The organism is Microbacterium sp. CFBP9023 (assembly GCF_034045055.1).
Classification (GTDB): Bacteria; Actinomycetota; Actinomycetes; order Actinomycetales; family Microbacteriaceae; genus Microbacterium.
On the sequence record NZ_JAXCWI010000001.1, the window covers coordinates 257268 to 280242 of the forward strand.

The following is a 22975-nucleotide window of genomic DNA, read 5'->3' on the forward strand; positions in this document are numbered from 1 at the left end:
CTAGGCGTCGAGCACTAGCTTGGGGGAGTGGAAGCACTGCTCTATCTGGCCGGCATCGTGTTCATGCTGATCGGCCTCGGTCTGTCGATCGGTCTGCACGAGGTCGGACATCTCCTGCCGGCCAAGCTGTTCGGCGTGCGCGTCGGCCAGTACATGATCGGCTTCGGTCCGAGGATCTGGTCCAAGCGAATCGGCGAGACCGAGTACGGGTTCAAGCTGCTGCCGCTCGGTGGCTTCATCTCGATGTCGGGGATGTACCCGGCTTCCGCCGCATCGGGGCCTGCGAAAGGGGTGTTCAGCGCTCTCGTCCAGGACGCACGGACGGCGAATGACGAGACGATCGCCGAGGGTGCTGAGGACCGCGTCTTCTACCGGCTTCCCGTGTGGAAGCGGGTCATCGTGATGCTCGGCGGTCCGCTGATGAATCTGATCCTCGCGGTCGTGATCTTCACCGTCCTCGTCTCCGGGATCGGCGTCCAGCAGGGAACCACGACGATCGCTTCGGTGAACGAGTGCGTGCTCCCCGCCGGCTCATCGGCGACCGAATGCACGCCGGACGATCCGGCCACGCCCGCGGCAGAAGCCGGGATCCTCCCGGGCGACGTCCTCGTGTCCGTGGACGGGCAGCCGGTGTCGACGTTCGCTCAGGCGACGGCCATCGTGCAGGCGGCGCCGGGCGAGACCCTGGAGATGGTGGTGCTGCGGGACGGTGCCGAGGAGACGCTCAGCATCACGCCTATCGAAGCTGAGCGCACCATCACGGATGCGAGTGGGCAGCCCGTCCTCGACGACGACGGCCAACCCGTCGTGCGAGAGGTCGGCTACGTGGGTATGGCCGCTCAGATGGGCTTCGTGCCGCAGCCGCTCTCCGCCGGCCCCCAGATGGCCGCGGACACCGTCGCCCGCGTGGGGTCGATGATCGTCACCCTTCCCGTTCGGATCTGGGACGTGGGCGTCTCACTGGTCACCGGTTCGGAGCGGGACCCGAATGGACCCCTGAGCGTCGTCGGGGTCGGACGCATCGCCGGTGAGGTCGCGGCGACCGATGCGCCGGTCCTCAATCGGTTCTCCGTGCTTCTCGGACTTCTCGGCTCCCTGAACGTGGCCCTGTTCGTGTTCAACCTGATTCCGCTCCTGCCGCTCGACGGCGGTCATGTCGTGGTCGCCCTGTGGGACGGCATCAGGCGCGCCTGGGCGAAGCTGTTCCGTCGTCCGCCGCCCGCGCCCGTCGACGCGACCAGGCTCGTGCCGCTCACGGTCGTCGTCGCCACGCTTCTCATCGCGATGGGGGCCGTGCTGCTCCTCGCCGACGTGTTCAACCCCGTGAAGCTCTTCGGAGGTTGAGCGGCCGGTGCGGCCGATCCACCGGACTGCGCCCGGTCGAGGATCAGCTGAGCGCGTGCGTGACCAGGCGCTCGAGAGTGCGGATGCCGTCGCGGGACAGGATCGATTCCAGGTGCCCCTGCACCGACGCGAAGCGGTCGCCGCGAAGCGCATAGACGTCGCCCGATTCCGGGTCTGCCGACACCTCGACCGAGCCGATCGACGTCGTGCCCGGAGCAACCCTGGCGGTGAAGGTGTTGTAGAAGCCGATCGAGGCGTTCTCGCCGAACACGGGCACCGCCTTCTGCAGCCCCTGGTGCGGCGCCGTGAGGGGAGTCAGTTCGATGCCGAAGCGATCACTGAGGATCTGGTGGCTCAGGCATACCGCGAGCAGTGGCGCCTCGGCGTCGACGCGTCGGGACACGACCTCACGCAGTCGGGTGATGCGGTCGCTCTCGACGTCACGGGGGTCGCCGGGGCCCGGACCCGCGACAACGAGATCGGCTGCATCGAGCTCCGCGTCGTCGGCCTCGCTCCAGGCGCGGATCGCGACGTCGAGTCCCAGGTGGCGCAGCTGATGCGCCAGCATCGTGGTGAAACGATCCTCTGCATCGACGACGATCGCCGATCGCCCGGCGAAAGGACCGCTCAGGTCATCGCCCTGCGGATTCAACCAGAAGTCCGCGAGCCGCGCATTGCGGGACGAGAGGAGCTCCGAGACCGCGGGGTCGTCGGCAAGCGTCTGCGGCCGACCCGGGGCGTCCGCGTCGTCGCGGGCTTCGGCGACGCGGTCTCGGTCGATCGCTCCGATCGCGCCGAGCACCCCAGCGGCCTTGCCATGCGTCTCCGACACCTCGCCGTGGGGATCCGAGTGCCGAACCAGGGTCGCACCCACCGGGACGCTGAGCGATCCGTTCTGCAGGTACACGGTTCGGATGAGGATCGGGGCGTCGAGGTCGTGACCGCCGTCGACGTTCGGAGTGAACAGTGCGGCGACGCCCGAGTAGTATCCGCGGGGCTTCTTCTCGTGCCGGCGGATCACCGCGCATGCGTTCTGCATCGGCGAGCCCGTCACCGTCGGCGCGAACATCGTCTCGCGCAGGATGTCCCGCGGGTCGAGCGTGCTGCGCCCGCGGAGCATGTACTCCGTATGCGTGAGGCGGGACATCTCCTTCAGATGCGGGCCGGTGATGCGCCCACCGTCGGAGCAGACGGCGCTCATCATCTTGAGCTCCTCGTCCACGACCATGAAGAGCTCCTCGGTCTCCTTGGTCGACGAGAGGAAGTCCACCAGGGTGTCCCGAGTCGCTCCGCCGGCCGGGTGGCGGAAGGTGCCCGAGATCGGGTTCATGGTGACGACGCCGCCTCGCGCGACGACATGCGCCTCGGGGCTCGCGCCGACGGCGATGTGTCCGGGCGTGACGACCGCGAAGGTCCAGTAGGCGCCGCGTTCGTGCGTGAGCAGGGCGCGGAACCAGGTGAGGGCCGCGGCTCGGTCGTCGACGTCGATCTCTGCGGTGAAGTCGCGGCGGATCACGAAGTTCGCGCCCTCGCCCCGTCCGATCTCGTCGGCGATCACGGTCTCGACGATCTGGGCGTAGTCGTCGTCGGCGATGTCGAAGCCGCCGTCACGAAGGGGGACAGGGGCGGAAGGGAGTTCGGCGACCAGTTCGGAAGCCGGGAGATGCAGATGCTCGTCGACCAGGATGCATCGCAGCGGCGCGCCGTCGTCTTGGGCGACGAACCCGCGCTCGCGCACCTGGCGGTACGGCACCATGGCGAAGATCTCGCGGGGGGTGCCCTCGATCGTGAGCGGGATGTCGGCGAGCAGGTCGACGTCGACGACCTCGCCTGTGAGCAGCTCGACGGTGTCGGCGCCGTCGCGGGCGATCAGCACGAACGAGGCCGTGGGATCTGCGGTGAGCTCGGCAAGACGTGAGAGGGTCATCGGTGTCTCCTGTGCGTGGCTCCGGCTCGGCTCAACGAAAAGACCGCCCCGGAGGCGGTCTGGATTCGTGGGAACGCGAACACACCGCCTAAGAGGCGGGCCACCAGGTGAAGTTCGCGAGCATGGGCTGAAAACTATCACACCGAACGCCGCGTTCCCGGTCGTATGACGCGCATCCGAGCCGGGCGACATCCAGCCTGTGTGCATTCAGGCGGCGTAGGCTGGGGGTTGTGCCAGCAGTGAATCTTGGGATGCCGAAGATCCCCGAAGTCCTCGCCCCGCGCCGCAAGTCTCGCCAGATCAAGGTGGGCAAGGTGCTCGTGGGTGGCGACGCTCCCGTCACCGTGCAGTCCATGACGACGACGAAGACGACGGACATCAACGCGACGCTCCAGCAGATCGCCGAGCTGACCGCGTCCGGATGCGAGATCGTCCGTGTCGCCGTCCCTCATCAGGACGACGCCGACGCGTTGAAGATCATCGCCATGAAGAGCCAGATCCCGGTGATCGCCGACATCCACTTCCAGCCGCGCTACATCTACACCGCCATCGATGCGGGATGCGGCGCCGTGCGTGTGAACCCGGGGAACATCCGGGAGTTCGACGGCAACGTCGGCAAGATCGCGGAGGCGGCCAAGGCCGCGGGTGTCTCTCTGCGGATCGGTGTCAATGCCGGGTCGCTCGACCGGCGCATCCTCACCAAGTACGGCAAGGCGACGGCTGAGGCCCTCGTCGAGAGTGCCGTCTGGGAGGCGTCGCTGTTCGAGGAGCACGACTTCCACGATTTCAAGATCTCGGTCAAGCACAACGACCCGATCGTCATGGTGAAGGCCTACCGCCTGCTCGCCGAGCGGGGCGACTGGCCGCTGCACCTCGGTGTGACTGAGGCCGGTCCGGCGTTCCAGGGCACGATCAAGAGCGCCACGGCGTTCGGCATCCTGCTCGGTGAGGGCATCGGAGACACCATCCGCGTCTCCCTGTCCGCACCGCCCGCCGAAGAGGTCAAGGTCGGTCACCAGATCCTGCAGTCGCTGAACCTGCGAGAGCGCAAGCTCGAGATCGTCTCGTGCCCCTCGTGCGGGCGCGCACAGGTCGACGTGTACACGCTCGCCGAGAACGTGACCGAGGGTCTCAAAGACATGACGGTGCCGTTGCGCGTCGCCGTCATGGGATGCGTCGTGAACGGTCCCGGCGAGGCGCGCGAAGCTGACCTCGGGGTCGCCTCGGGCAACGGCAAGGGACAGATCTTCGTCAAGGGCGAGGTCATCAAGACCGTGCCGGAGGCCGACATCGTCGCGACGCTCATCGAAGAGGCGAACCGCATCGCGGCCGACATGGGGCCGGAAGCGCCACTCGGCACCGCGCAGGTCGTCACGGTCTGACCGCGGAGCGTTCCCTCGCTCGGACTCGAAAGCGGGTCCTGTCGGCGGGGGACGGCGACCATCCAGCACACCTCAAGGAGCTCCATGCCCTCGTCAACTGTCGTGTCCTTCGCCGGTGGCGACGTCTCGGGTTCGAGCACCGTCGCACGGGTCGAGTCGACTCCCGCAGGTGTCGTCGTCGTCGTCGACGCGACGCCCTTCCACCCCGTCGACCACACCTGGCCCGATCAGCCGGGAGACGGCGGCGAGATCGCGCAGGACGGTTCGAGTGTCCGCGTCTCCGAGGCTGTGATGGCAGCGGTCTCCGACGAGGGCGAGTTCGCCGTAGCATCCGACATCCCGGTGAAGCGCGGCGCCGCGGGATGGACATGGCTCGTCGGTCATCCGCTGGAGGGGGAGTCCCCGTCCTGGCTGGTCGAGGGCGCACGTGTCGAGCTGTCGGTCGATTCGTCACGGCGGGCCGGTCTCAGCCGCGGACATACTGCCTGCCACCTCGCGTCGTTGGCGCTCGACCTGGCTCTCGCCGACCTCTGGCGGAAGGATCCGGGCGAGGATGCTCTGGGCAACCCGAACTTCGAGGGGAAGGCCAATCAGTCCAGCCGCATCCACGTCGACGGTGCTGTGGACGAATACCGACTGGGAAAGAGCCTGCGCCGGGCAGGCTTCGACACGGAGACCTTCGCGACGACGCTCGCTGAGCGCGAGGCGGCGATCAACGCTCAGCTGGCGGAATGGGTGGCCTCCGGCGCATCGAGCAGGGTGGTGACCGAAGGCTCGACGATCGTGGACCGCCGTACTTGGCACTGCGAGCTGCCGGAGGGTACGGCCGAGATCCTCTGCGGCGGCACGCACGTGGCGTCCCTCGCCGAGTTCGTCTCGATCTCAGTGACACTCGACCTGACCGATCCGCAGCTGCTGGTCATGACGACGCGGGCCGTGCCCGCATCCTGAGCCCCGCTCAGCGCACGAAGCCGCTCTGCACCCGGCCGCCCGCGCGGATGAGCTCGTCCTCGACCCGGGCGGCGAAGGCGGCGTAGTCCCGCGCGAGCAGAGGGGTGCTCAGGAGGTCGGCACGCTCGCGACTGAGGCTCCGAAGCCGTCGCGGAAGCCACTTGCCCGTCGCCGTCCAGCGTCCTTCGCTCAACAGCATGAGCTCCGCCATCCTCTCGAACAGGATGGCGGCCTCGACCTGCTGCTCCAGCGCATCCGTCGCATCCCTGAGATCGTCGAGCACATCGGTGATGACGTATCGGCGAAAGGCGGACTCCTTCGCGCTCAGGGAGGGGCCGTCGTCGAGCACGCTCCGCCATCGAGCGCGCAGCGCGGAGAGGCGACCGTCGTCTCGGATCGCGATGCCTTCGACGAGCATGTGCACCGTCACCGGTCGATGCTGTGCGACGCCGCGGTCGGCCCACTCGTCGAATCCCGCCGGGGTGTATGCGAAGACCTCGAAGATCTCGCCCTCGAACTCGTGCGTCGAGGCCTCACTCGTCTGCTCCTCGACCGCGAAGAGGCGGTCGCCGAGAAGCAGCAGATCGATGTCACTCGACGGTGTCCGCTCTCCGCGCGCGGTGCTCCCCGCAACTACCGCGACGTCTGCCTCGGGATAGTGAGCGACGACGAATCGTTCAGCGATGGCGAGGTGGTCCACGCCGCCAGCGTAACGTCCCTCCGCGTGTGTTCCGAGAGAGTCAGACGGCGAACTCGATCTCACCTCGGGTGACGTCCACCCGCTCGACACGGAGGCGCACGATCGCGCCGGGGACGGTGTCGGGCGGCACAGGGGCGGAGGCCGTCACGGCGGGATCGGCGATCTGGACGGTCGCGCGCTCACCGCGCATCTCGATGACGGTCGCGTCGACGGATGCGCCGACCAGCGGTGTCATCAGCGCAGCCTCGACGCAGTTGATCGTCGCGGAATCGAGTCGGGAGGCACGCTGGCCGGACTCCTGCATCAGTGCAGGAAGCTCGGCGAGGGACTCGCGCACCCAGCCCGGAACCTCGCGACCCTCGGATGCGGCGAGGCAGACAGTGAGCGACCAGCGGTCGACGAGACGCCGCAATGGTGCGGTGGCATGAGCGTAGGGGGCGGCGATCGCCGCCTGTTCCGTGTCGGGCGGCACCGGGCCGTCGAAGGTCACGTACCCCGCTCCGCGGACCAGGGACGCCGCAGCTTCGAGGATCGGGAGGGTCATGGGGTCTTCGCGGTCCAGCTCGCGGAGGTAGTCACCATACCTGCCGGTCGTCCACGGCCGGCCGAGGGCCTCGGTCTGGTGGCGGAACGCCTCGAACGATTTCTCGTCGGGCTGGGGCATCGTCCGCAGGATCCCGATGCCTGCGTCGATCATGAGCGACGCGGCTGCCATGCCCGTCATGAGCGACAGCTGAGCATTCCATTCCTCGACAGGAAGCGGATGCCGGCGTTCGATGGCGAAGGTTCCGTCGACGCGCCGCACGACCTCTTCGTCCGGCAGGTTCAGGCTCGCACCGCCCCGCAGCTTCTCCTGCGCGATGCGGAGCGCGCCGATCTCCGGCAGGAGCTCGGCGGGACCCGCCTCGCCCTGATCGAGTGCCGCCTGCGTGCTGGCGTAGTCGAGCTGGGCGCGCGAGCGGATCAGCGCTCGCTCGAGCCGGAACTCCTCGACGACTCCCGCGGAATCCAACGCGAAGGTCCAGACGAGCGCGGGGCGATCCACATCGGCCAGCAGCGACGCACGATCCTCGCTCAACACCTTCGGATGCAACGGGATCGTGCCGTCCGCTGCATACAGGGTCTGACCTCGCCGGCGGGCTTCCGCGTCGACAGCGCCGCCCGGTCGCACGAAAGCGGGTACATCGGCGATCGCGTAGCGGACGGTGTAGCCGGATCCCCGGCGCTCGAGGTGGAAGGCCTGGTCGAGGTCGCGCGACCCGAGCGGATCCAGGGTGGCGAACGGGATGTCGCGCAGATCGAGCTCTGGGGTCGCAGCGTCCGCGGCTGCAGCCTCCGCCAGGACCGCCGCAGGGAAATCCGTGGGGGCGCCCAGAGATTCCCGCAGGGTGGCGAGCGCGACGGCGAGCTCGGTCTGCGCGGCTGACGGAGCAACGTGGGATCGGCGCTGAGGCATGACCCCACACTAGATCCTTCGCTTTCGCGAGCCGGTGCCGTCGGGGCAGCACCGCGGGAGCCGAGTGGCCGAGCCGTCAGCCGCAGCGATGCGCACCACCCGGAACCTGAGATTCGCGTGTCCGTCCGGCCCTGACCGGAATACTGGGCGTTAGCGTGGGGACATGACCACTGCTGCGAAAGCCCAGACCCTGATCGGACTCTACAAAGCTCCGGAGATCCTCCGCGTCGTGAACGTGTGGGACGTCGTGTCCGCCCGCGCCGTCGCGAAGCTTCCCGAGACGAAGGCGATCGCGACGGCCGGACACGGCATCGCCGCCTCGTTCGGCTTCGAGGACGGCACCATCACCCGCGACATCATGATCGACATGGTCGGCCGCATCGCCGCATCCGTCTCCGTTCCGGTGACCGCCGACCTCGACGACGGATACGGCGACGCAGGAGAGACCACGCGACTCGCGATCGGCGCCGGCGTGGTGGGTGCCAACGTCGAAGACCGTCTGAAGCCGTTCGACGAGTCGGTCGCGGCCGTCGAGGCCATCGTCAAGGCCGCCGAGGCCGAGGGTGTTCCGTTCGCTCTGAACGCTCGTACCGACGCTTTCGTGCGCGCCGGCCACCGTCCTGTCGCCGAGAGCATCGCCGATGCGATGCAGCGCGGCCGGGCGTTCCTCGACGCCGGCGCCACGGCTGTCTTCGTTCCGGGCATGCTCGACGCCAACATCACGCGTCAGCTCGTGGAGGGGCTCGGCGAGGGCAAGCTCAGCGTCATCGGGCTCCCCGGCACCCTCGCCGCCTCGGAGTACGAGAAGCTCGGTGTGGCCCGCATCTCCTATGGCCCGCTCCCTCAGCGGGTCGCCCTGACCGCGGTCCAGGATCTTGCGGCAAGCCTCTACGCGGGCGGCGTGATCCCGAACGGCCTGCCCGCGCTCAACTGACGCATCGCGAAAACGAGCGACCACCGGTCAGTAGACTTGCCCGGTGGTCACTCGTCTTTCGAAATTCTTCCTCCGCACGCTCCGTGAAGACCCTGCAGGCGCAGAGGTCGCGAGCCACAAGCTGCTGATCCGCGCCGGGTACATCCGGCCGCAGGCTGCCGGTATCTTCGCGTGGCTCCCGCTGGGTCTCCGCGTGAAGGCCAAGATCGAGACCGTCGTCCGCGAGGAGATGGCCGCGGCAGGCGCACAGGAGGTGCACTTCCCGGCTCTCATGCCCCGCGAGTCGTATGAGGCGACCGGACGCTGGGACGAGTACGGCGACCTGCTGTTCCGTCTCCAGGACCGCAAGGGCGGCGACTACCTGCTCGCCCCGACGCACGAAGAGGCCTTCACGCTGCTCGTGAAGGACCTGTACTCGTCGTACAAGGATCTTCCCCTCACGCTCTACCAGATCCAGGACAAGTACCGCGATGAGGCGCGTCCGCGGGCAGGACTGCTTCGCGGACGTGAGTTCACGATGAAGGACGCCTATTCGTTCGATTCCTCCGATGAGGGTCTCGGTCTCAGCTACCAGGCTCAGCGCGATGCCTACGAGCGCATCTTCCAGCGCCTGGGTCTCGAGTACGTCATCGTCCAGGCGGATGCCGGAGCGATGGGCGGTTCGCGGAGCGAGGAATTCCTGCACCCGACTCCCGTCGGCGAGGACACGTTCGTCCGCAGCGCCGGCGGATACGCCGCCAATGTGGAGGCATTCACGACCGCCGTTCCCGACGCCATCGCGTTCGACGCGGATGCGGCACCGGTGATCTTCGACTCGCCGAACACGCCCACGATCGAGACTCTCGTCGCGCACTCGAACGTGCACCTCGACGGCGACTACACGGCTGCGGACACGCTCAAGAACGTCGTGCTCGCGCTCACGCACCTCGACGGCACCCGTGAACTCGTCGTCGTCGGCATCCCCGGCGACCGCGAGGTCGACGAGAAGCGGGCCGAGGTCGCGTTCGCGCCCGCCGAGGTCGAGACCGCCACGGCAGACGACTTCGAGAAGAATCCGCTGCTCGTCAAGGGCTACATCGGCCCCTGGTCGCCCACGGGAGCTGTGCTCGGCGAGGAATCGGCTACCGGCATCCGCTACCTGGTCGACCCCCGTGTGAGCGAGGGCACGAGCTGGATCACCGGTGCGAACCTCGACGAGAAGCACGCGCATTCGGTTGTCGCCGGACGTGACTTCTTCGCCGACGGCATCGTCGAGATCGCCGACGTCCGCGCGGGCGATCCGGCTCCTGACGGCTCCGGTCCGGTCGAGCTCGCGCGCGGAATGGAGATCGGTCACGTGTTCCAGCTGGGTCGCAAGTACGCGGACGCGCTCGGACTCAAGGTGCTCAACGAGAACGGCAAGCTCGTCACGGTCACGATGGGGTCGTACGGCATCGGCGTGACACGCATCCTGGCGATCATCGCCGAGTTGAACAACGACGAGAAGGGTCTCATCTGGCCGGCATCGGTCGCGCCCTTCGATGTGCAGGTCGTGGCTGCTGGTCGTGACCAGGTGGCCTTCGACGTGGCAGCTGAGCTCTCCGCTCAGCTCGAGTCCGCCGGTCTCGACGTGCTCTACGACGACCGCCCGAAGGTCTCGCCCGGAGTCAAGTTCGGAGACGCCGAGCTCGTCGGCGTTCCGCAGATCGTCATCGTCGGCCGAGGGGCCGCGGACGGTCAGGTCGAGCTGTGGGACCGGCGCACGGGGGATCGCAGCGCGGTGTCCGTCGCCGACGCCGTCGATCAGCTGACCCGGCGCTGACCTCGACGACAGAGAAATGCCGCGCACCTCACCGGGTGCGCGGCATTCTGTCGTTCGGAGCGGACGTCAGCAGACGATCCGGCCGTGGTTCATGATGTCGTCATCGGGCGTGTCCTTGGTCACGAGGGCCTTGAGCGCGCCGGCCGCCATCGCGATCTTGCCCTTGGAGGGCTCCCAGAACTCGGTCACCGTCGGCGTCACCTTGAGAAGTGCGATGCCGGGAGTGTCCAGCCCGTCCTCGAACCAGATGTCGAGCGAGGGCGAATAGAGCTCTTCCATCTTCGCGCGGTCGTGCACCACGGACGCGTTGCCGGCCACCGACACGTATCGCATGCCCTTCGCGTCGCAGTACGAGAGGCCGACCTGTCGATGGGCGCGCGCCTCCTCGACCTTCTCGGTGTCTTCGGCGGTGAAGAACCAGATGTCGCCGGCGTCGTCCATCTGCCGGGTCGACATCGGCCTGCTCACGAGGTTGCCGTCGTCGTCGGTGGTCGTCAGCATCGTGAAGTCGATGTCCTCGACGAGTTCGGTGACGCGTGCCAGTGCTTCCGGTCCAGTGATCTCTGTCATGCAGCCACTGTCCCGCAGGAGACCTGACTTGGCACGGGCGTTGACACGGGGGCGTGAGCGTGGTGAGGGCGGAGGGCGGCGTTGCGGCGGCCCGCCCGACGTGCTCCCATGACAGGCTGAGGGCATGACCGACGAACCGCTGACGGCGTCGCTGAGCGCCGAGATCAACAACGTCCTCGACGAAGCAGGGGTCAAGACCGATCGCAGACTCGTGATGCGCATGATGCGCACAGCGGTCCTGCTGGGGGAGGACGGCACGAACCGCCTCGATCTCAAGATCGCCTCCGCCGCCCTCGCCGAGATGCGGGACGCCTTCCGCTTGTTCGCACCGTTCGAAGGGGTGCCGAAGGTCACGGTGTTCGGCTCGGCGCGTACCCTCCACGACGATCCGCTCTACGTCCAGGCGCGTGATGTCGCGGCTGCTCTCGCAGCGGACGGATGGATGGTGGTGACCGGAGCAGGACCGGGAATCATGCAGGCTGCCGCTGAAGGTGCCGGCCCCGCGCTCTCGCTCGGCGTGTCGATCAGGCTGCCGTTCGAGGAGAAGGCCAACAGCCTGATCGCGGCGAGCGAGCATGTGGTGGCGATGAAGTACTTCTTCACCCGCAAACTCATGCTCATCAAGGAGTCCAGCGGCTTCATCTGTCTCCCTGGCGGATTCGGCACCCTCGACGAGATGTTCGAGCTGCTGACCCTCCAGCAGACCGGAAAGGCCGAGCCGACGCCGATCGTGCTGCTCGACGAGCCGGGAGGCACGTTCTGGAACGGCCTCAAGCGATTCATCGACGAGGACCTGGCGCCGACAGGGGTGATCTCCGAGGGTGACTTCGATCGCGTGGTCATCACCGACTCCGTCGAGTCGGCAGCCGCCGTGATCGCCGGGTTCTGGCGCAACTACGACTCGCTGCGCTGGGTCGGGGACTCGCTCGTGCTGAGACTGCGTGGAGAGCCGACGGACGAAGAGCTCGAGGATCTCAACGACCGGTTCGCCGGGATGCTGGCGAGCGGACGGATCGAACGGACAGCTCCGCGGTCGCCGGAGGTCGCAGACGACGATCTGCTGCACCTTCCTCGTCTCTCCCTGCATCTCGACCAGCGACAGGTCGGCAACCTGTTCCGTCTGATCGGCGCGATCAACTCACTGGAGTCTGCTCCCGCGCTGTGATGCCTGCGGCGAAGTCCGCCAGGTCGATCGACCGACCGAGAATGCGCTCAGCGGCGCGGTGCCCCGAGTAGTACGCGGCCCCCACGGTCGCCGGCTCGTCGCCCCATGTCGCCTCACCGGCGAAGTGCAGCACTGCGTCGACCGGCCCCGCGAGCTCGTCGTGGTCGTGGTGTGACGAGCCGACCGCGAGATGCGAGTACGACCCGTTCGAGAACTCGTCCTGTCCCCATCGGGTGATCCAGTGCGCGGTGGGGTCGCCGACGGCATCCGGGTAGAGGAACCGCAGGGCGCTCACGACGTCCGCGACGACCTCCTCATCCGACAGATCCTGCATCCGGCGGCCGAACGGGCCGGCGGCGAAGGTCAGCAACGTCGGGATCCCGCTGACCGCCGAGACGTCGTACCAGGAGTGCCAGTGCTCACCGGCCTCGCCGAGCGCCCGGAGAACGTAGCTGTCCTCGCGCCAGAAGCGTTCCGGGAACTGGATGAACACCTTGTTGAACACTCCCATGCCCAGTCGCGCGATCGGTCCGCCGACAGCGTCGGGCAGCGGAGGGGCGAACTCGATCGACTCCGCCTTGAGCACGCCGAGCGGCACGGTCACCAGCGCGTTGCGGGCCGAGAACTCTCCGTTCCGGGTCGACACGGTGACGCCCCGGTCGGTCCGCTCGATGCGGGTGACGACGTGACCGAGTCGGATGTCGAGACCGGCGGCGATCCGACGCGGGAGCTCATCGTAGCCGCGCGGGAAGATGACCTCGTCGCCGTCGATCGCATCCTCGTCGAGCCCGTGCGCGTCGAGGTCCCCGACCCATGCACCGCACTGCTCCTCGACGCGGTGACGGAAGAACTCGCGGACCTCATCGATGCGCTCCGGCTCGAAGCCCGAGCGGTCGAGCGCGCGCTCCGTGACATCCAGATAGGTGTCGCCGGGGGAGGACCGGGTGATCTCCTCTGCCAACAGTCGATCTGCTTGCTCGACATCGGCGACCCACTGAGAAGTGCTCGCAGGATCCATCGCCCTGCCCTCCCCGTCGAAGTTCTCGATCGGCCTGCCTCCGGCCTGGAAGCTGCCGACGGTGTACTCGAGGGTGGGGATGCCGAGCGCCTGCACGAGATCCCACAGCGGGGAGTCGTCGATGCCGTGGACCACGACGCACCGCGATCGACGGGAAAACCCGCAGCGCGGTCGGTGTGCATCCTGCCCCCGACGCGATCCCTCGCCTCGAGGACGATGACGTCGGCTCCGGCGTCGTCGAGCATGCGGGCCGCCGTCACACCCGACATCCCTGCCCCGATCACGATGGTGTCGTACGTCGTCACTGAGTCCTCCTGCGCGCTCGGCACCGCGTCGGTGCGGCCGCCTCCGTGGCATCGGGCGGTGGGCACAGGGTATCGTGGTACGGATGTCGCGCGTGAACACCCGCGCGACGAGAGCTGAATAGGGAGTCGTCATGGATATCGAACTGAGTCTGCTGCGTGGGATCGAGAAGGAGAAGGCGATCCCCTTCGATGAGCTGGTCTCGATCATCGAACAGGCCATCCTGACCGCCTACTCCAAGCACGTCTCGGACGACGGCGCCACCCCCGAGGGGGTCCGCGTCGAACTCGATCGTCGCACCGGGCACGTCGCCGTGCTGCAGGTCGTCAAGGACGAAGAGGGCGCGATCATCGGCGAAGAGGACGCGACGCCGAATGACTTCGGACGTATCGCGGCCTTCGCCGCCAAGCAGGTCATCAGCCAGCGCCTGCGGGACATCGCGGATGATGTCGTGCTGGGAGACTTCAAGGACAAGGAAGGCGACATCGTCGCCGGCGTGATCCAGCAGGGACCGAATCCCCGCATGATCCACGTCGATCTCGGAGCCGTCGAGGCGATCCTTCCTCCGGAGGAGCAGGTGCCGGGCGAGGAGTACACCCACGGGTCGCGCCTCCGCGTCTACGTGACCAGCGTCGCGAAGGGTCTCAAGGGACCGCAGATCACCGTCTCGCGCACGCACCCCGGTCTCGTCCGCAAGCTGTTCGCGCTCGAGGTGCCCGAGATCGCCGCAGGTCTCGTGGAGATCGTCTCGCTGGCTCGTGAGGCCGGCCACCGCACCAAGATCGCCGTCCGTGCGAACGACCCGGCGATCAACGCGAAGGGCGCCTGCATCGGCGAGATGGGCCGACGCGTTCGTGCCGTCACCGAGGAGCTGGCCGGCGAGAAGATCGACATCGTCGATCACGACCCGGAGCTCGCCGCGTTCGTCGCGAACGCCCTCTCTCCCGCCAAGGTCACGAGCTCGTTCATCCTCGACGCGAACACCAGGGCCGTGCGTGCACTCGTGCCCGACTATCAGCTCTCGCTCGCGATCGGCAAGGAGGGGCAGAACGCCCGTCTGGCTGCCAAGCTCACCGGAGCGAAGATCGACATCCAGCCGGACAGCGTCCTGGACTGACCGCTCGCCACGTCCGACTCGCGCCAGCCGCGCGAGTCGGACGGGAACACAGGTGTAAGATGGAACCCGTACGAACGTGCGTCGGCTGTCGCACGCGTGCTCCCCGCGCCGCTCTTCTCAGAGTGGTGTCCCAGAACGACATCCTCATCCTCGATGAGCGCGCCGTTCTGCCAGGGCGAGGCGCGTGGGTTCATCCGACACCGGAATGCGTGGATGCCGCTCTGCGGCGCCGGGCTTTCGGAAGAGCACTGCGCGTCTCCAGCGATCTGGACACGCGGATCATCGAACAGCACCCACCAAGAAACAAAGGCTGAACGGCTATGGAAACAAAGTGAACGGCTCGAAATGAGACCCGTCCGCGACTAGTGGTCTGCCCTGTCTGGGTGGACCGACCCCAGACAGGAGAATTGTGGCTGGTAAACCACGCGTACACGAGATCGCCGCCGAACTCGGCGTCGACAGCAAGATCGCACTTGCAAAGCTCAAGGAACTCGGAGAGTTCGTCAAGAGCCCCTCTTCGACCATCGAACCGCCGGTGGCGCGCAAGCTTCGCGCTGCCATCGAGTCGGACGCCTCGCTGAAGGGCTCCGCGGACGCGGCTCCCGCCGCAGCGAAGCCCGGTGCCGCCAAACCCGGTGCAGCCAAGCCCGGTGCTGCCAAGCCCGGTGCCGCCAAGCCCGGTGCCGCCAAGCCCGGTGCCGGTGCACCGACACCCGGACCCAAGCCCGGGCCCAAGCCCGCGCCCGCGCCCGAGGCGCCTGCTGCCGCTCCGGCACCCGAAGCTCCGGCCGAGGCCGCCGCTCCGGCTGCCGCCACGCCGGCAGCTCCCCAGTCCGCAGACAGCGCAGCTTCCAAGCCCGCTGATGGCGGCGCACCCAAGCCCGGCGCCCCGCGCCCGGGCAACAACCCGTTCTCGTCCGCTCAGGGCATGGGTCAGCGGCCCAACGGACCGCGACCCGGCAACAACCCCTTCGCGTCCGCGCAGGGGATGGGCCAGCGCCCGACGCCGGGCAACATCCCGCGTCCGCAGGCTCCGCGTCCCGGCGCGCCGCGTCCGGGTGCACCTCGTCCCGGTTCCCCCCGTCCCGGCGCCCCGCGCGGCGGTCAGGGCGGTCGTCCCGGTGGCGCACCGTTCCAGCAGCGTCCGGGTGGACCCGGTCGTCCCGGCGGTGCCGGTGGACCCGGTGCAGGTCCCGGCGCTCGTCCCGGTGGAGGCTTCGCAGGTCGTCCCGGTGGCGGTGGAGGTCGCGGTCGTGGTCCCGGTGGAGGTACCGCAGGTGCCTTCGGCAAGGGCGGCGGCAAGAGCAAGCAGCGCAAGTCGCGGCGGGCGAAGCGGCAGGAATTCGAGATGCGGAGCGCCCCGGTCGTCGGTGGCGTCAACGTCACCCGCGGTAACGGGGAGATCATCCGTATGCGCCGCGGCGCGTCGATCTCGGACTTCGCCGACAAGATCGAGACGCTGACCGGCTACACGGTCCAGCCCGGAACCCTCGTGACGATCCTCTTCAACCTCGGCGAGATGGCCACGGCCACCGAGTCGCTGGATGAGGCGACGTTCGAGGTCCTGGGTGCGGAGCTCGGATACAAGATCCAGATGGTCTCGCCCGAGGACGAGGACAAGGAGCTCCTCGAGGGCTTCGGTCTCAACCTCGAGCAGGAGCTCGAGGAGGAGAGCGAGGACGACCTCGAGATCCGTCCTCCGGTGGTCACCGTCATGGGCCACGTCGACCACGGTAAGACGCGCCTTCTCGACGCCATCCGTCAGACCAACGTCATCGAGGGTGAAGCCGGCGGCATCACCCAGCACATCGGTGCGTACCAGGTGTGGACGGAGCACGAGGGCATCGAGCGTGCCATCACCTTCATCGACACCCCGGGTCACGAGGCCTTCACGGCCATGCGTGCTCGTGGAGCGCAGGTCACCGACCTCGCGATCCTCGTGGTCGCGGCCGACGACGGCATCATGCCGCAGACGGTCGAGGCGCTCAACCACGCCCAGGCGGCGAACGTGCCGATCGTGGTCGCGGTGAACAAGGTCGACAAGCCCGACGCCAACCCGGCCAAGGTGCGCCAGCAGCTCACCGAGTACGGCCTGGTCGCAGAGGAGTATGGCGGAGACGTCATGTTCGTCGACGTCTCGGCCCGTGCGAACACCGGAATCCAGGAGCTCCTGGACGCGGTGCTGCTCACTGCCGATGCAGGCCTCGACCTGACCGCCAACCCGAACAAGGCCGCTCGCGGTGTCGCCATCGAGGCGAAGCTCGACAAGGGTCGCGGTTCGGTCGCCACGGTGCTCATCCAGTCCGGAACGCTGCGCGTCGGTGACGCGATCGTCGCCGGAACGGCGTACGGCCGCGTGCGTGCGATGGCGGATGAGAACGGCGAGCAGGTCCTCGAGGCCTACCCGTCGCGTCCCGTGCAGGTGCAGGGTCTGAACTCCGTGCCGCGTGCCGGCGACGTCTTCATCGTCACTGAGGAAGACCGCATGGCCCGTCAGATCGCCGAGAAGCGTGAAGCTGTCGAGCGCAACGCGCAGCTGGCGAAGGCCCGCAAGCGCATCTCGCTCGAGGACTTCACCCGTGCTCTCGAAGAGGGCAAGGTCGAGTCGCTCAACCTCATCATCAAGGGTGACGTCTCCGGTGCCGTCGAGGCGCTCGAGGAGTCGCTTCTCAAGATCGAGGTCGACGACTCGGTGCAGCTCCGCATCATCCACCGCGGTGTCGGTGCGATCACGGAGTCCGACGTCAACCTCGCGACGATCGACAACGCGATCATCGTGGGCTTCAACGTCCGTCCCGACACGAAGGCGCGCGAGCGTGCACAGCGTGAAGGCGTGGACATCCGGTTCTACTCGGTGATCTACAACGCGATCGACGAGATCGAGAGCTCGCTCAAGGGCATGCTCAAGCCGGAGTACGAAGAGGTCCAGTCGGGTGTCGCCGAGATCCGCGAGGTGTTCCGCTCCTCGAAGTTCGGCAACATCGCCGGTGTCATCGTGCGCTCGGGAACGATCACGCGAAACGCCAAGGCTCGCGTCATCCGCGACGGTGTGGTGATCGCCGATGGCCTCGCCATCGAGTCGCTGCGTCGGTTCAAGGACGACGTCACCGAGGTTCGCACGGACTACGAGGCCGGTATCGGCCTCGGCAAGTTCAACGACATCCAGATCGGCGACGAGATCGAGACCACTGAGCTGGTCGAGAAGCCTCGCAGCTGATCGAGTTCGATATCTTCGGGCGAGGGTGCGTCATGCACCCTCGCCCGAAGGGTACGTAGAGGGAGAGAACAATGGCTGGTGAACGACAGGCACGTCTGGCCGATCGCATTCGTGTGATCCTCGCAGAGCGACTGGAGAAGGGTCTGCGCGACCCGCGACTCGGATTCGTGACCATCACCGACGTCCGCGTGAGCGGAGACCTGCAGCACGCCTCCGTGTTCTACACGGTGCTGGGCACCGAGGAGGAGCGCCTCTCCAGCGGTGCGGCGCTGACCTCCGCGACCGGCATGCTCCGCAGCGAGGTCGGGAAGCAGCTGAGCACCCGCCTGGTTCCGACGCTCGAGTTCATCCCCGACGCGCTGCCCGAGAACGCCGATCACATCTCGGCGCTTCTTCGCGAGGCGCAGCAGCGCGATGCCGACGTGGCGAAGCTCGCCTCCTCCGCCTCGCACGCCGGTGACGCAGACCCGTACCTGCGCCAGGACGACGACGACACGCAGGCCTGAATATCGCGCCCTCGTCTGAGGGTGTGAGCAGTCTTGGTAACCTCGGCCTAACGGGCGGTCGCCCGTGGGGACTGGGGAGTTCAGCATCGACGTTTCGCGTGCGCAGAGGACAGCTTCGGTCGCACCGGCAGCTGTCGAGACGATTCTCGAGGAACTCCTCGAGCACGACCTGAGCTGCGCGCCGCATGTCGCGGCGCGACTCGCGGCCGAGCTGTCGGAGGACCCTCCCACGATCCTGGCCGTCGCAGCTCGTCTTGACGCGGCTCAACGGCAGGGGCTCAGGGCGCTCCCCTCACCGTTGCCGATGGTGTCATCGGTCGAGACGCTTTTCGCCCAGCTGGAGCTGGACGACAGCGACCGTGAGGTGCTCATCGCGGTGTCGATGCGCCTCGACGACAGGCTGGATCCGCTGGTCGATTTCGCCGGTCGTTCTGCCGCGGAGCTCACCACGGGCCCTCTCGGAGCGCTCCTCGACATCCACGCCGGTCGCGTCCGTCTGTCCGACCTCCGCTTGGCGATCTGGTTGCGAGCGACGACGCCCTCCTCCGCGGCTGCTGCAGTGCACCTGCGACTCCACCGACTCTTCGACGAACGCGGCGAGCAGGTGGACGCCGACTGGCACAGCGCTCGAGCTGCGATGCACGGCGAACCGGTGACTGCCGGGGAGCTCACACGGATAGCCAGGGAGCATTCGGAGGCGGGACTCAGCGAGCGCGCCTTCCACCTCGCTGCAGAAGCCGCCGCCCACTCGAGCGGGGTCGAGCAGGACGAGGCGAACCTCGTCGCCGGTGTCGCCGCCATCGCGGCCGGGCACGCGGTCGAGGCGGCGCGACGGCTCGGAAGTCTCTTCCCCGGTGGCGACGAGCTCTATCGGCTCCAGGGACTCGGCGGGCTGCTCGTCGCCGAGACGCATCTGCGCGGCTCAGTTCCCGAGGTCGACATGAGCGTGATCCGGCCGGATCGCGATGACGCGGAGCACTGGTACTCCTGGGCGCGAGCTGCTGCCTTTGCGGCGATGTTGTGCGCCGAACGCGGTGACCGTCGCACGATGCGCTCGTGGCTCGACGCTCTCCGTCACGCGAGCGCGCGCGTCGAAGCCGATCGCGAACTCCGAGATCCGGTCGTCGCACTGGCCTGGCTCGTCATCGGCGACCGCGAGAAGGACGACGTTCGCGGGGCCGGGCCCCTCACCGGCGGCCTGTTGAGGGCTCTGCAAGCGGCGGTCGACGGGGACGTCGACCGGGGGCTGAGCCTGCTCGCCGCAGGTGACTCGCCGGTCGGCGTCGAGGTCGACCCGTTCGTGGCCGGCTTCGAGCTGAGTCCACTCGTCGCGGCGTACCGCGCGGTCGCCGAGGTGCTGCTCCTGATGTGGCGTGGAGACATCGGCGCCGCGCGCGACCGGATGCTTCGTGCGGCCGTCGAGCTGCCTGTGGCGCTGCCTTTCGCCGGGCTCGGCGTCGTGATCGCACGACGCCTCGATCTCGCGGTTCTCGGACATCTGGGGCCGTTCGCCAAGGCTCTCACCGCCGCCCTCCCGGCCCCTCTGCGCATCGATCAGCTGGTGGACAGGGGGATCGAATCATTCCTGTCGGGACACTCGGCCGAAGCCGCGGCGTGCATGCGGCTCTGGAGGGATCGCGGCGCTCCTCAGCCGACCCTGTCGGTGCCGGGGCTGGAGGAGGCGATCGTGGTCACGCATGGCGGATCATGGAGCCCGCAGCGGATCGAACCGCCCGAGATCGCTCTGGCGCAACGGCTGCGCGTGCAGATCACCAGCTGCTCGGACGACGAGTGGCGCCTTGCGCGGCCGGTCGTGGTCGCCGCCGCACGGACCTTGACCTCGCCTTTCTCGCGCGGACGGGTCGAGGCGATGATCGGCACGAGGTCGCTGATCAAGGGAGACGTGGGTCTCGGACGGGAGCACCTCTCGATGGCACGGAACCTGCTCGAGGTCTCCGGTGCGACGGCATGGGCGAGAGCGGTCTCGGTGCGTCTGGAGCAGGTGGAGGCCTCCGACGGAGCTGCCGCCAGCGGTGACCCGCTCTCCTCGTGCCGGCGAGTGTGGGAGTCGATGCTCACCGCTCGAGAGTTCGAGGTGGCGATGCTGGCGGTCGGCGGAGCTTCTAACCGCGACATCGCGGATGCGCTCCACGTTTCGGTGCGCACCGTGGAGGTGCACCTCGGTCGGGTCTTCGTGAAGCTCGAGGTGAGGACCCGAGTCGAGCTCACGGTGCTCGCTCACCGCATCGGGCAGTTCGTCTGACGGGCGGACTCAGCGGGGAAGCGACAGCAGTTCGCCATCGGCCTCGGCGAGGCCGTCGGCGATGAGCGAGTCGATCGCACGGTCGCGCTGAAGCGGATCGGGCCAGTCGGCCAGCACGGAGTCGATCAGCACCGGGGTGGGCGCGGCGGTTCGCAGCACCCGGAGCACGGCTCCTCGTGCCTGGCGGTCAGAACCCTCGAAGGCGGCTTGGCGTCTGCGGGTGTCACCGGTCTCGGGTCGCCCTGCGGCCAGCCACGCGCATGTGTCGCTCAGCGGGCAGACGTCGCAGCGCGGCGAGCGTGCCGTGCACACCGTCGCGCCCAGCTCCATCGCGGCCGCATTGAACACGGCGGACTCTGCGACATCGGCGGGCAGCAGCGAGTCCATCAGCGCCAGGTCGCGACGCGAGGGCGGTCCCGGCTGTGCTCGGCCGAGGATGGCGCGCGCCATCACACGTCGAGTGTTCGTGTCGACGACGGGGTGCCGGTCGCCGTAGGCGAAGACAGCGACAGCCCTGGCCGTGTAGTCGCCGATGCCCGAGAGCTTGAGGAGGGCATCGATGTCGTTGGGGACGACGCCGCCGTGTCGCTCAGAGATCTCGATGGCCGCGCGATGCAGCCAGAGTGCGCGGCGCGGGTAGCCGAGGTTGGCCCACTGCTGCACGACCTCGGCGGGTGAAGCGGCGGCCATGGCCGCGGGCGTCGGCCACCGGGCGAGCCACGCCTCGAGGTGCGGTATCACTCGGTTCACGGGCGTCTGCTGCAGCATGAACTCGCTGACCAGCGTTCCCCACGCGCCGAAATCCTCGCGGAATTCCGTGCGCCGCCACGGCAGGTCGCGTGCGGCACCCCGGTACCAGTCCGCGAGAGGCTCGGACACCTCGGCGGGTGGATGCGAAGTCGAAGGCACCTCGTCAGCCTAGGCGAACACCGATCCCCCTGAAGAGCGGCGGACGGCGTCGACATGGGTCGCGACGGGCAGAGGGCAGTTCGAGCGCACCGTAGGCTTGAGAGATGGTCTCGCCCGGCATCCTCCTCGTCGACAAACCAGCTGGACTGACCAGCCATGACGTCGTCGCACGCACTCGACGTGCGCTCGGCACTCGCAAGGTCGGGCATGCCGGAACCCTCGACCCCATGGCCACGGGTCTGCTCGTGATCGGCGTCGAGGGCGCGACGCGACTGCTCACCTACATCGTCGGAGCGGACAAGACCTACGAGGCGACGATCCGACTGGGACAGACGACGGGCACGGACGATGCGGACGGCGAGATCCTGACCCGAGCCACGGCGGGGTCCTGGGACTCGGTCACCCCTGATCGGGTCGCGGCGGCGATCGACGCGCTCACCGGCGCGATCTCTCAGGTCCCGAGCTCGGTGTCCGCGATCAAGGTCGACGGACGTCGTGCGTACGACCGTGTGCGGGCCGGCGAAGAGGTCGTGTTGGCAGCTCGTGACGTCACAGTGTCGCGGTTCGAGGTTCTGGCGGAGCGTTCCGGTGACGGGTTCCTGGATCTCGATGTCGTCGTCGACTGCTCCTCCGGCACGTACATCCGTTCCCTCGCCCGTGATCTGGGGGCAGCGCTCGGGGTCGGCGGGCATCTCACGGCCCTTCGGCGCTCGCGAGTCGGCGACTTCGACGTCGCGGATGCCGTGACGGTCGACGGCGTCGTCGAGACAGCGCTGCTGACTCCGGCCGCTGCGGCCGCGAGGGTCCTGGATGTGATGCCGGTGTCGGCAGAGGAAGCGAGAGATCTGCGTCACGGCAAGCGGCTGGTCGGCCAGGCGGATCGGCTGACCGGCTCCCTCGCGGCTGCGATCGACGAGGACGGCGTCCTGGTCGGCGTCGTCGAGAGGCGCGGTGCCGATCTCAAGAGCGCCATGAACATGCCGGAGGCGGCTCGATGATCCTCTGGCTGACGATCGCCCAGGTGGCGGTCGCGACCCTGGCCGGACTGTTCTGCGTGTCACTCGGCCTGGCCGGACGACGTCCGAGCGACTACTCCGTCGGTGCGCTCGCGCTCGTCGAGCTGCTCCTCATCGTGCAGGTGATCGTCGCCATCGTGGCGCCGCTGGTGGGGAACCCGCCGACGGGCGACCTGCTCGAGTACTGGGTCTATCTCGTCTCCGCGGTGCTGCTCCCCATCGGCGCCGTGCTGTGGGCGCTGATGGAGAGGAGCCGTTGGAGCACGGTGATCCTCGGGGTGGCGGCGCTGGCCGTCGCGATCATGATCTGGCGCATGCACGTGATCTGGACCATCCAGGTGGCCTGACCGGTCGGCGAGGCATCCGGGGCTTCCCGCCCGGATCTAGAATGGAGGA

The 22975-nt window shown here is 68.1% G+C and carries 18 protein-coding genes and 1 pseudogene; 13 read left to right on the top strand and 6 right to left on the bottom strand.

The genetic code is table 11. From position 1 onward, the window contains the following. Positions 1 to 27: 27 nt before the first annotated feature. A complete protein-coding gene (locus SOM10_RS01190) occupies positions 28 to 1344 on the top strand; it encodes a M50 family metallopeptidase (RefSeq protein ID WP_150115054.1) in 1317 nt (438 codons plus the stop codon). A 43-nt stretch (positions 1345 to 1387) separates the two neighbouring features. Here SOM10_RS01190 and SOM10_RS01195 read toward each other — a convergent pair whose 3' ends face one another. Then, a complete protein-coding gene (locus SOM10_RS01195) occupies positions 1388 to 3271 on the bottom strand; it encodes a chorismate-binding protein (protein ID WP_320488030.1) in 1884 nt (627 codons plus the stop codon). 230 nt (positions 3272 to 3501) lie between these two features. Here SOM10_RS01195 and ispG point away from each other — a divergent pair, with 230 nt between their 5' ends. Both ispG and SOM10_RS01205 read left to right on the top strand, forming a co-directional pair. Beyond that, positions 3502 to 4653, top strand: a complete 1152-nt coding sequence (gene ispG, locus SOM10_RS01200; protein WP_187249498.1) for a flavodoxin-dependent (E)-4-hydroxy-3-methylbut-2-enyl-diphosphate synthase — start codon at positions 3502 to 3504, stop codon at positions 4651 to 4653. 84 nt (positions 4654 to 4737) lie between these two features. Then, complete coding sequence (locus tag SOM10_RS01205) at positions 4738 to 5604, top strand: hypothetical protein (protein WP_320488031.1); 867 nt, start codon at positions 4738 to 4740, stop codon at positions 5602 to 5604. Positions 5605 to 5611: 7 nt separating this feature from the next. On the opposite strand, the gene SOM10_RS01210 is transcribed toward SOM10_RS01205, so the two are convergent. Together SOM10_RS01210 and SOM10_RS01215 are read right to left on the bottom strand one after the other, a co-directional pair. Beyond that, positions 5612 to 6304, bottom strand: a complete 693-nt coding sequence (locus SOM10_RS01210; protein ID WP_320488032.1) for a nucleotidyltransferase domain-containing protein — start codon at positions 6302 to 6304, stop codon at positions 5612 to 5614. Between the two features lie 40 nt (positions 6305 to 6344). Then, positions 6345 to 7760 carry an RNB domain-containing ribonuclease gene (locus tag SOM10_RS01215; protein WP_320488033.1) on the bottom strand — a complete coding sequence of 472 codons (1416 nt, stop codon included), beginning with the start codon at positions 7758 to 7760 and terminating at the stop codon, positions 6345 to 6347. A gap of 163 nt (positions 7761 to 7923) precedes the next feature. On the opposite strand from SOM10_RS01215, the gene SOM10_RS01220 reads away from it, so the two are divergent. Both SOM10_RS01220 and SOM10_RS01225 read left to right on the top strand, forming a co-directional pair. Beyond that, a complete protein-coding gene (locus SOM10_RS01220) occupies positions 7924 to 8694 on the top strand; it encodes an isocitrate lyase/phosphoenolpyruvate mutase family protein (protein WP_320488034.1) in 771 nt (256 codons plus the stop codon). A gap of 43 nt (positions 8695 to 8737) precedes the next feature. Beyond that, positions 8738 to 10495 carry a proline--tRNA ligase gene (locus SOM10_RS01225; protein ID WP_320488035.1) on the top strand — a complete coding sequence of 586 codons (1758 nt, stop codon included), beginning with the start codon at positions 8738 to 8740 and terminating at the stop codon, positions 10493 to 10495. 66 nt (positions 10496 to 10561) lie between these two features. Here the strand turns inward: SOM10_RS01225 and SOM10_RS01230 are convergent, their stop codons facing one another. Next, a complete protein-coding gene (locus SOM10_RS01230) occupies positions 10562 to 11065 on the bottom strand; it encodes a pyridoxamine 5'-phosphate oxidase family protein (protein ID WP_053095784.1) in 504 nt (167 codons plus the stop codon). Between the two features lie 124 nt (positions 11066 to 11189). Here SOM10_RS01230 and SOM10_RS01235 point away from each other — a divergent pair, with 124 nt between their 5' ends. Then, positions 11190 to 12230 (top strand): TIGR00730 family Rossman fold protein, encoded by a 1041-nt coding sequence (locus SOM10_RS01235; protein ID WP_053095785.1) that lies wholly within the window; start codon positions 11190 to 11192, stop codon positions 12228 to 12230. Here SOM10_RS01235 and SOM10_RS01240 read toward each other — a convergent pair. Next, positions 12199 to 13517: pseudogene (locus SOM10_RS01240) on the bottom strand (flavin monoamine oxidase family protein). The gene SOM10_RS01235 and the pseudogene SOM10_RS01240 overlap by 32 nt on opposite strands. Positions 13518 to 13684: 167 nt before the next feature. Between SOM10_RS01240 and nusA the strand changes: the two are divergent. From nusA to SOM10_RS01270, 5 genes are all read left to right on the top strand, one after another. After that, a complete protein-coding gene (gene nusA, locus SOM10_RS01250) occupies positions 13685 to 14668 on the top strand; it encodes a transcription termination factor NusA (protein ID WP_053095786.1) in 984 nt (327 codons plus the stop codon). A 59-nt stretch (positions 14669 to 14727) separates the two neighbouring features. Then, positions 14728 to 14982 (top strand): YlxR family protein, encoded by a 255-nt coding sequence (locus SOM10_RS01255; protein ID WP_072591126.1) that lies wholly within the window; start codon positions 14728 to 14730, stop codon positions 14980 to 14982. Between the two features lie 95 nt (positions 14983 to 15077). Beyond that, positions 15078 to 17885, top strand: coding sequence for a translation initiation factor IF-2 (gene infB / locus SOM10_RS01260; RefSeq protein WP_187249504.1), 2808 nt, complete (start codon positions 15078 to 15080; stop codon positions 17883 to 17885). A 71-nt stretch (positions 17886 to 17956) separates the two neighbouring features. Then, positions 17957 to 18391, top strand: coding sequence for a 30S ribosome-binding factor RbfA (gene rbfA / locus SOM10_RS01265; RefSeq protein ID WP_320488037.1), 435 nt, complete (start codon positions 17957 to 17959; stop codon positions 18389 to 18391). 64 nt (positions 18392 to 18455) lie between these two features. Then, positions 18456 to 20654, top strand: a complete 2199-nt coding sequence (locus SOM10_RS01270) for a helix-turn-helix transcriptional regulator (protein WP_320488038.1) — start codon at positions 18456 to 18458, stop codon at positions 20652 to 20654. Positions 20655 to 20663: 9 nt separating this feature from the next. Here SOM10_RS01270 and SOM10_RS01275 read toward each other — a convergent pair whose 3' ends face one another. Then, a complete protein-coding gene (locus SOM10_RS01275; protein ID WP_320488039.1) occupies positions 20664 to 21563 on the bottom strand; it encodes an A/G-specific adenine glycosylase in 900 nt (299 codons plus the stop codon). Positions 21564 to 21667: 104 nt separating this feature from the next. On the opposite strand from SOM10_RS01275, the gene truB reads away from it, so the two are divergent. Together truB and SOM10_RS01285 are read left to right on the top strand one after the other, a co-directional pair. Further along, a complete protein-coding gene (truB, locus tag SOM10_RS01280) occupies positions 21668 to 22561 on the top strand; it encodes a tRNA pseudouridine(55) synthase TruB (protein ID WP_320488040.1) in 894 nt (297 codons plus the stop codon). Then, on the top strand, positions 22558 to 22926 hold the full coding sequence (locus SOM10_RS01285) for a hypothetical protein (protein WP_320488041.1): 369 nt from the start codon (positions 22558 to 22560) through the stop codon (positions 22924 to 22926). The genes truB and SOM10_RS01285 overlap by 4 nt, the downstream gene beginning before the upstream one ends. Positions 22927 to 22975 lie beyond the last annotated feature (49 nt).

Excerpts from the sequence above, each read along its gene's own strand:
- SOM10_RS01215 (WP_320488033.1), bottom strand. The coding sequence starts at position 7,760 with ATGCCTCAGCGCCGATCCCACGTTGCTCCGTCAGCCGCGCAGACCGAG.
- SOM10_RS01235 (WP_053095785.1), top strand. The coding sequence starts at position 11,190 with ATGACCGACGAACCGCTGACGGCGTCGCTGAGCGCCGAGATCAACAAC.
- SOM10_RS01195 (WP_320488030.1), bottom strand. The coding sequence starts at position 3,271 with ATGACCCTCTCACGTCTTGCCGAGCTCACCGCAGATCCCACGGCCTCG.
- SOM10_RS01205 (WP_320488031.1), top strand. The coding sequence starts at position 4,738 with ATGCCCTCGTCAACTGTCGTGTCCTTCGCCGGTGGCGACGTCTCGGGT.
- SOM10_RS01285 (WP_320488041.1), top strand. The coding sequence starts at position 22,558 with ATGATCCTCTGGCTGACGATCGCCCAGGTGGCGGTCGCGACCCTGGCC.
- truB (WP_320488040.1), top strand. The coding sequence starts at position 21,668 with ATGGTCTCGCCCGGCATCCTCCTCGTCGACAAACCAGCTGGACTGACC.
- SOM10_RS01255 (WP_072591126.1), top strand. The coding sequence starts at position 14,728 with ATGGAACCCGTACGAACGTGCGTCGGCTGTCGCACGCGTGCTCCCCGC.
- rbfA (WP_320488037.1), top strand. The coding sequence starts at position 17,957 with ATGGCTGGTGAACGACAGGCACGTCTGGCCGATCGCATTCGTGTGATC.
- SOM10_RS01220 (WP_320488034.1), top strand. The coding sequence starts at position 7,924 with ATGACCACTGCTGCGAAAGCCCAGACCCTGATCGGACTCTACAAAGCT.
- nusA (WP_053095786.1), top strand. The coding sequence starts at position 13,685 with ATGGATATCGAACTGAGTCTGCTGCGTGGGATCGAGAAGGAGAAGGCG.
- SOM10_RS01230 (WP_053095784.1), bottom strand. The coding sequence starts at position 11,065 with ATGACAGAGATCACTGGACCGGAAGCACTGGCACGCGTCACCGAACTC.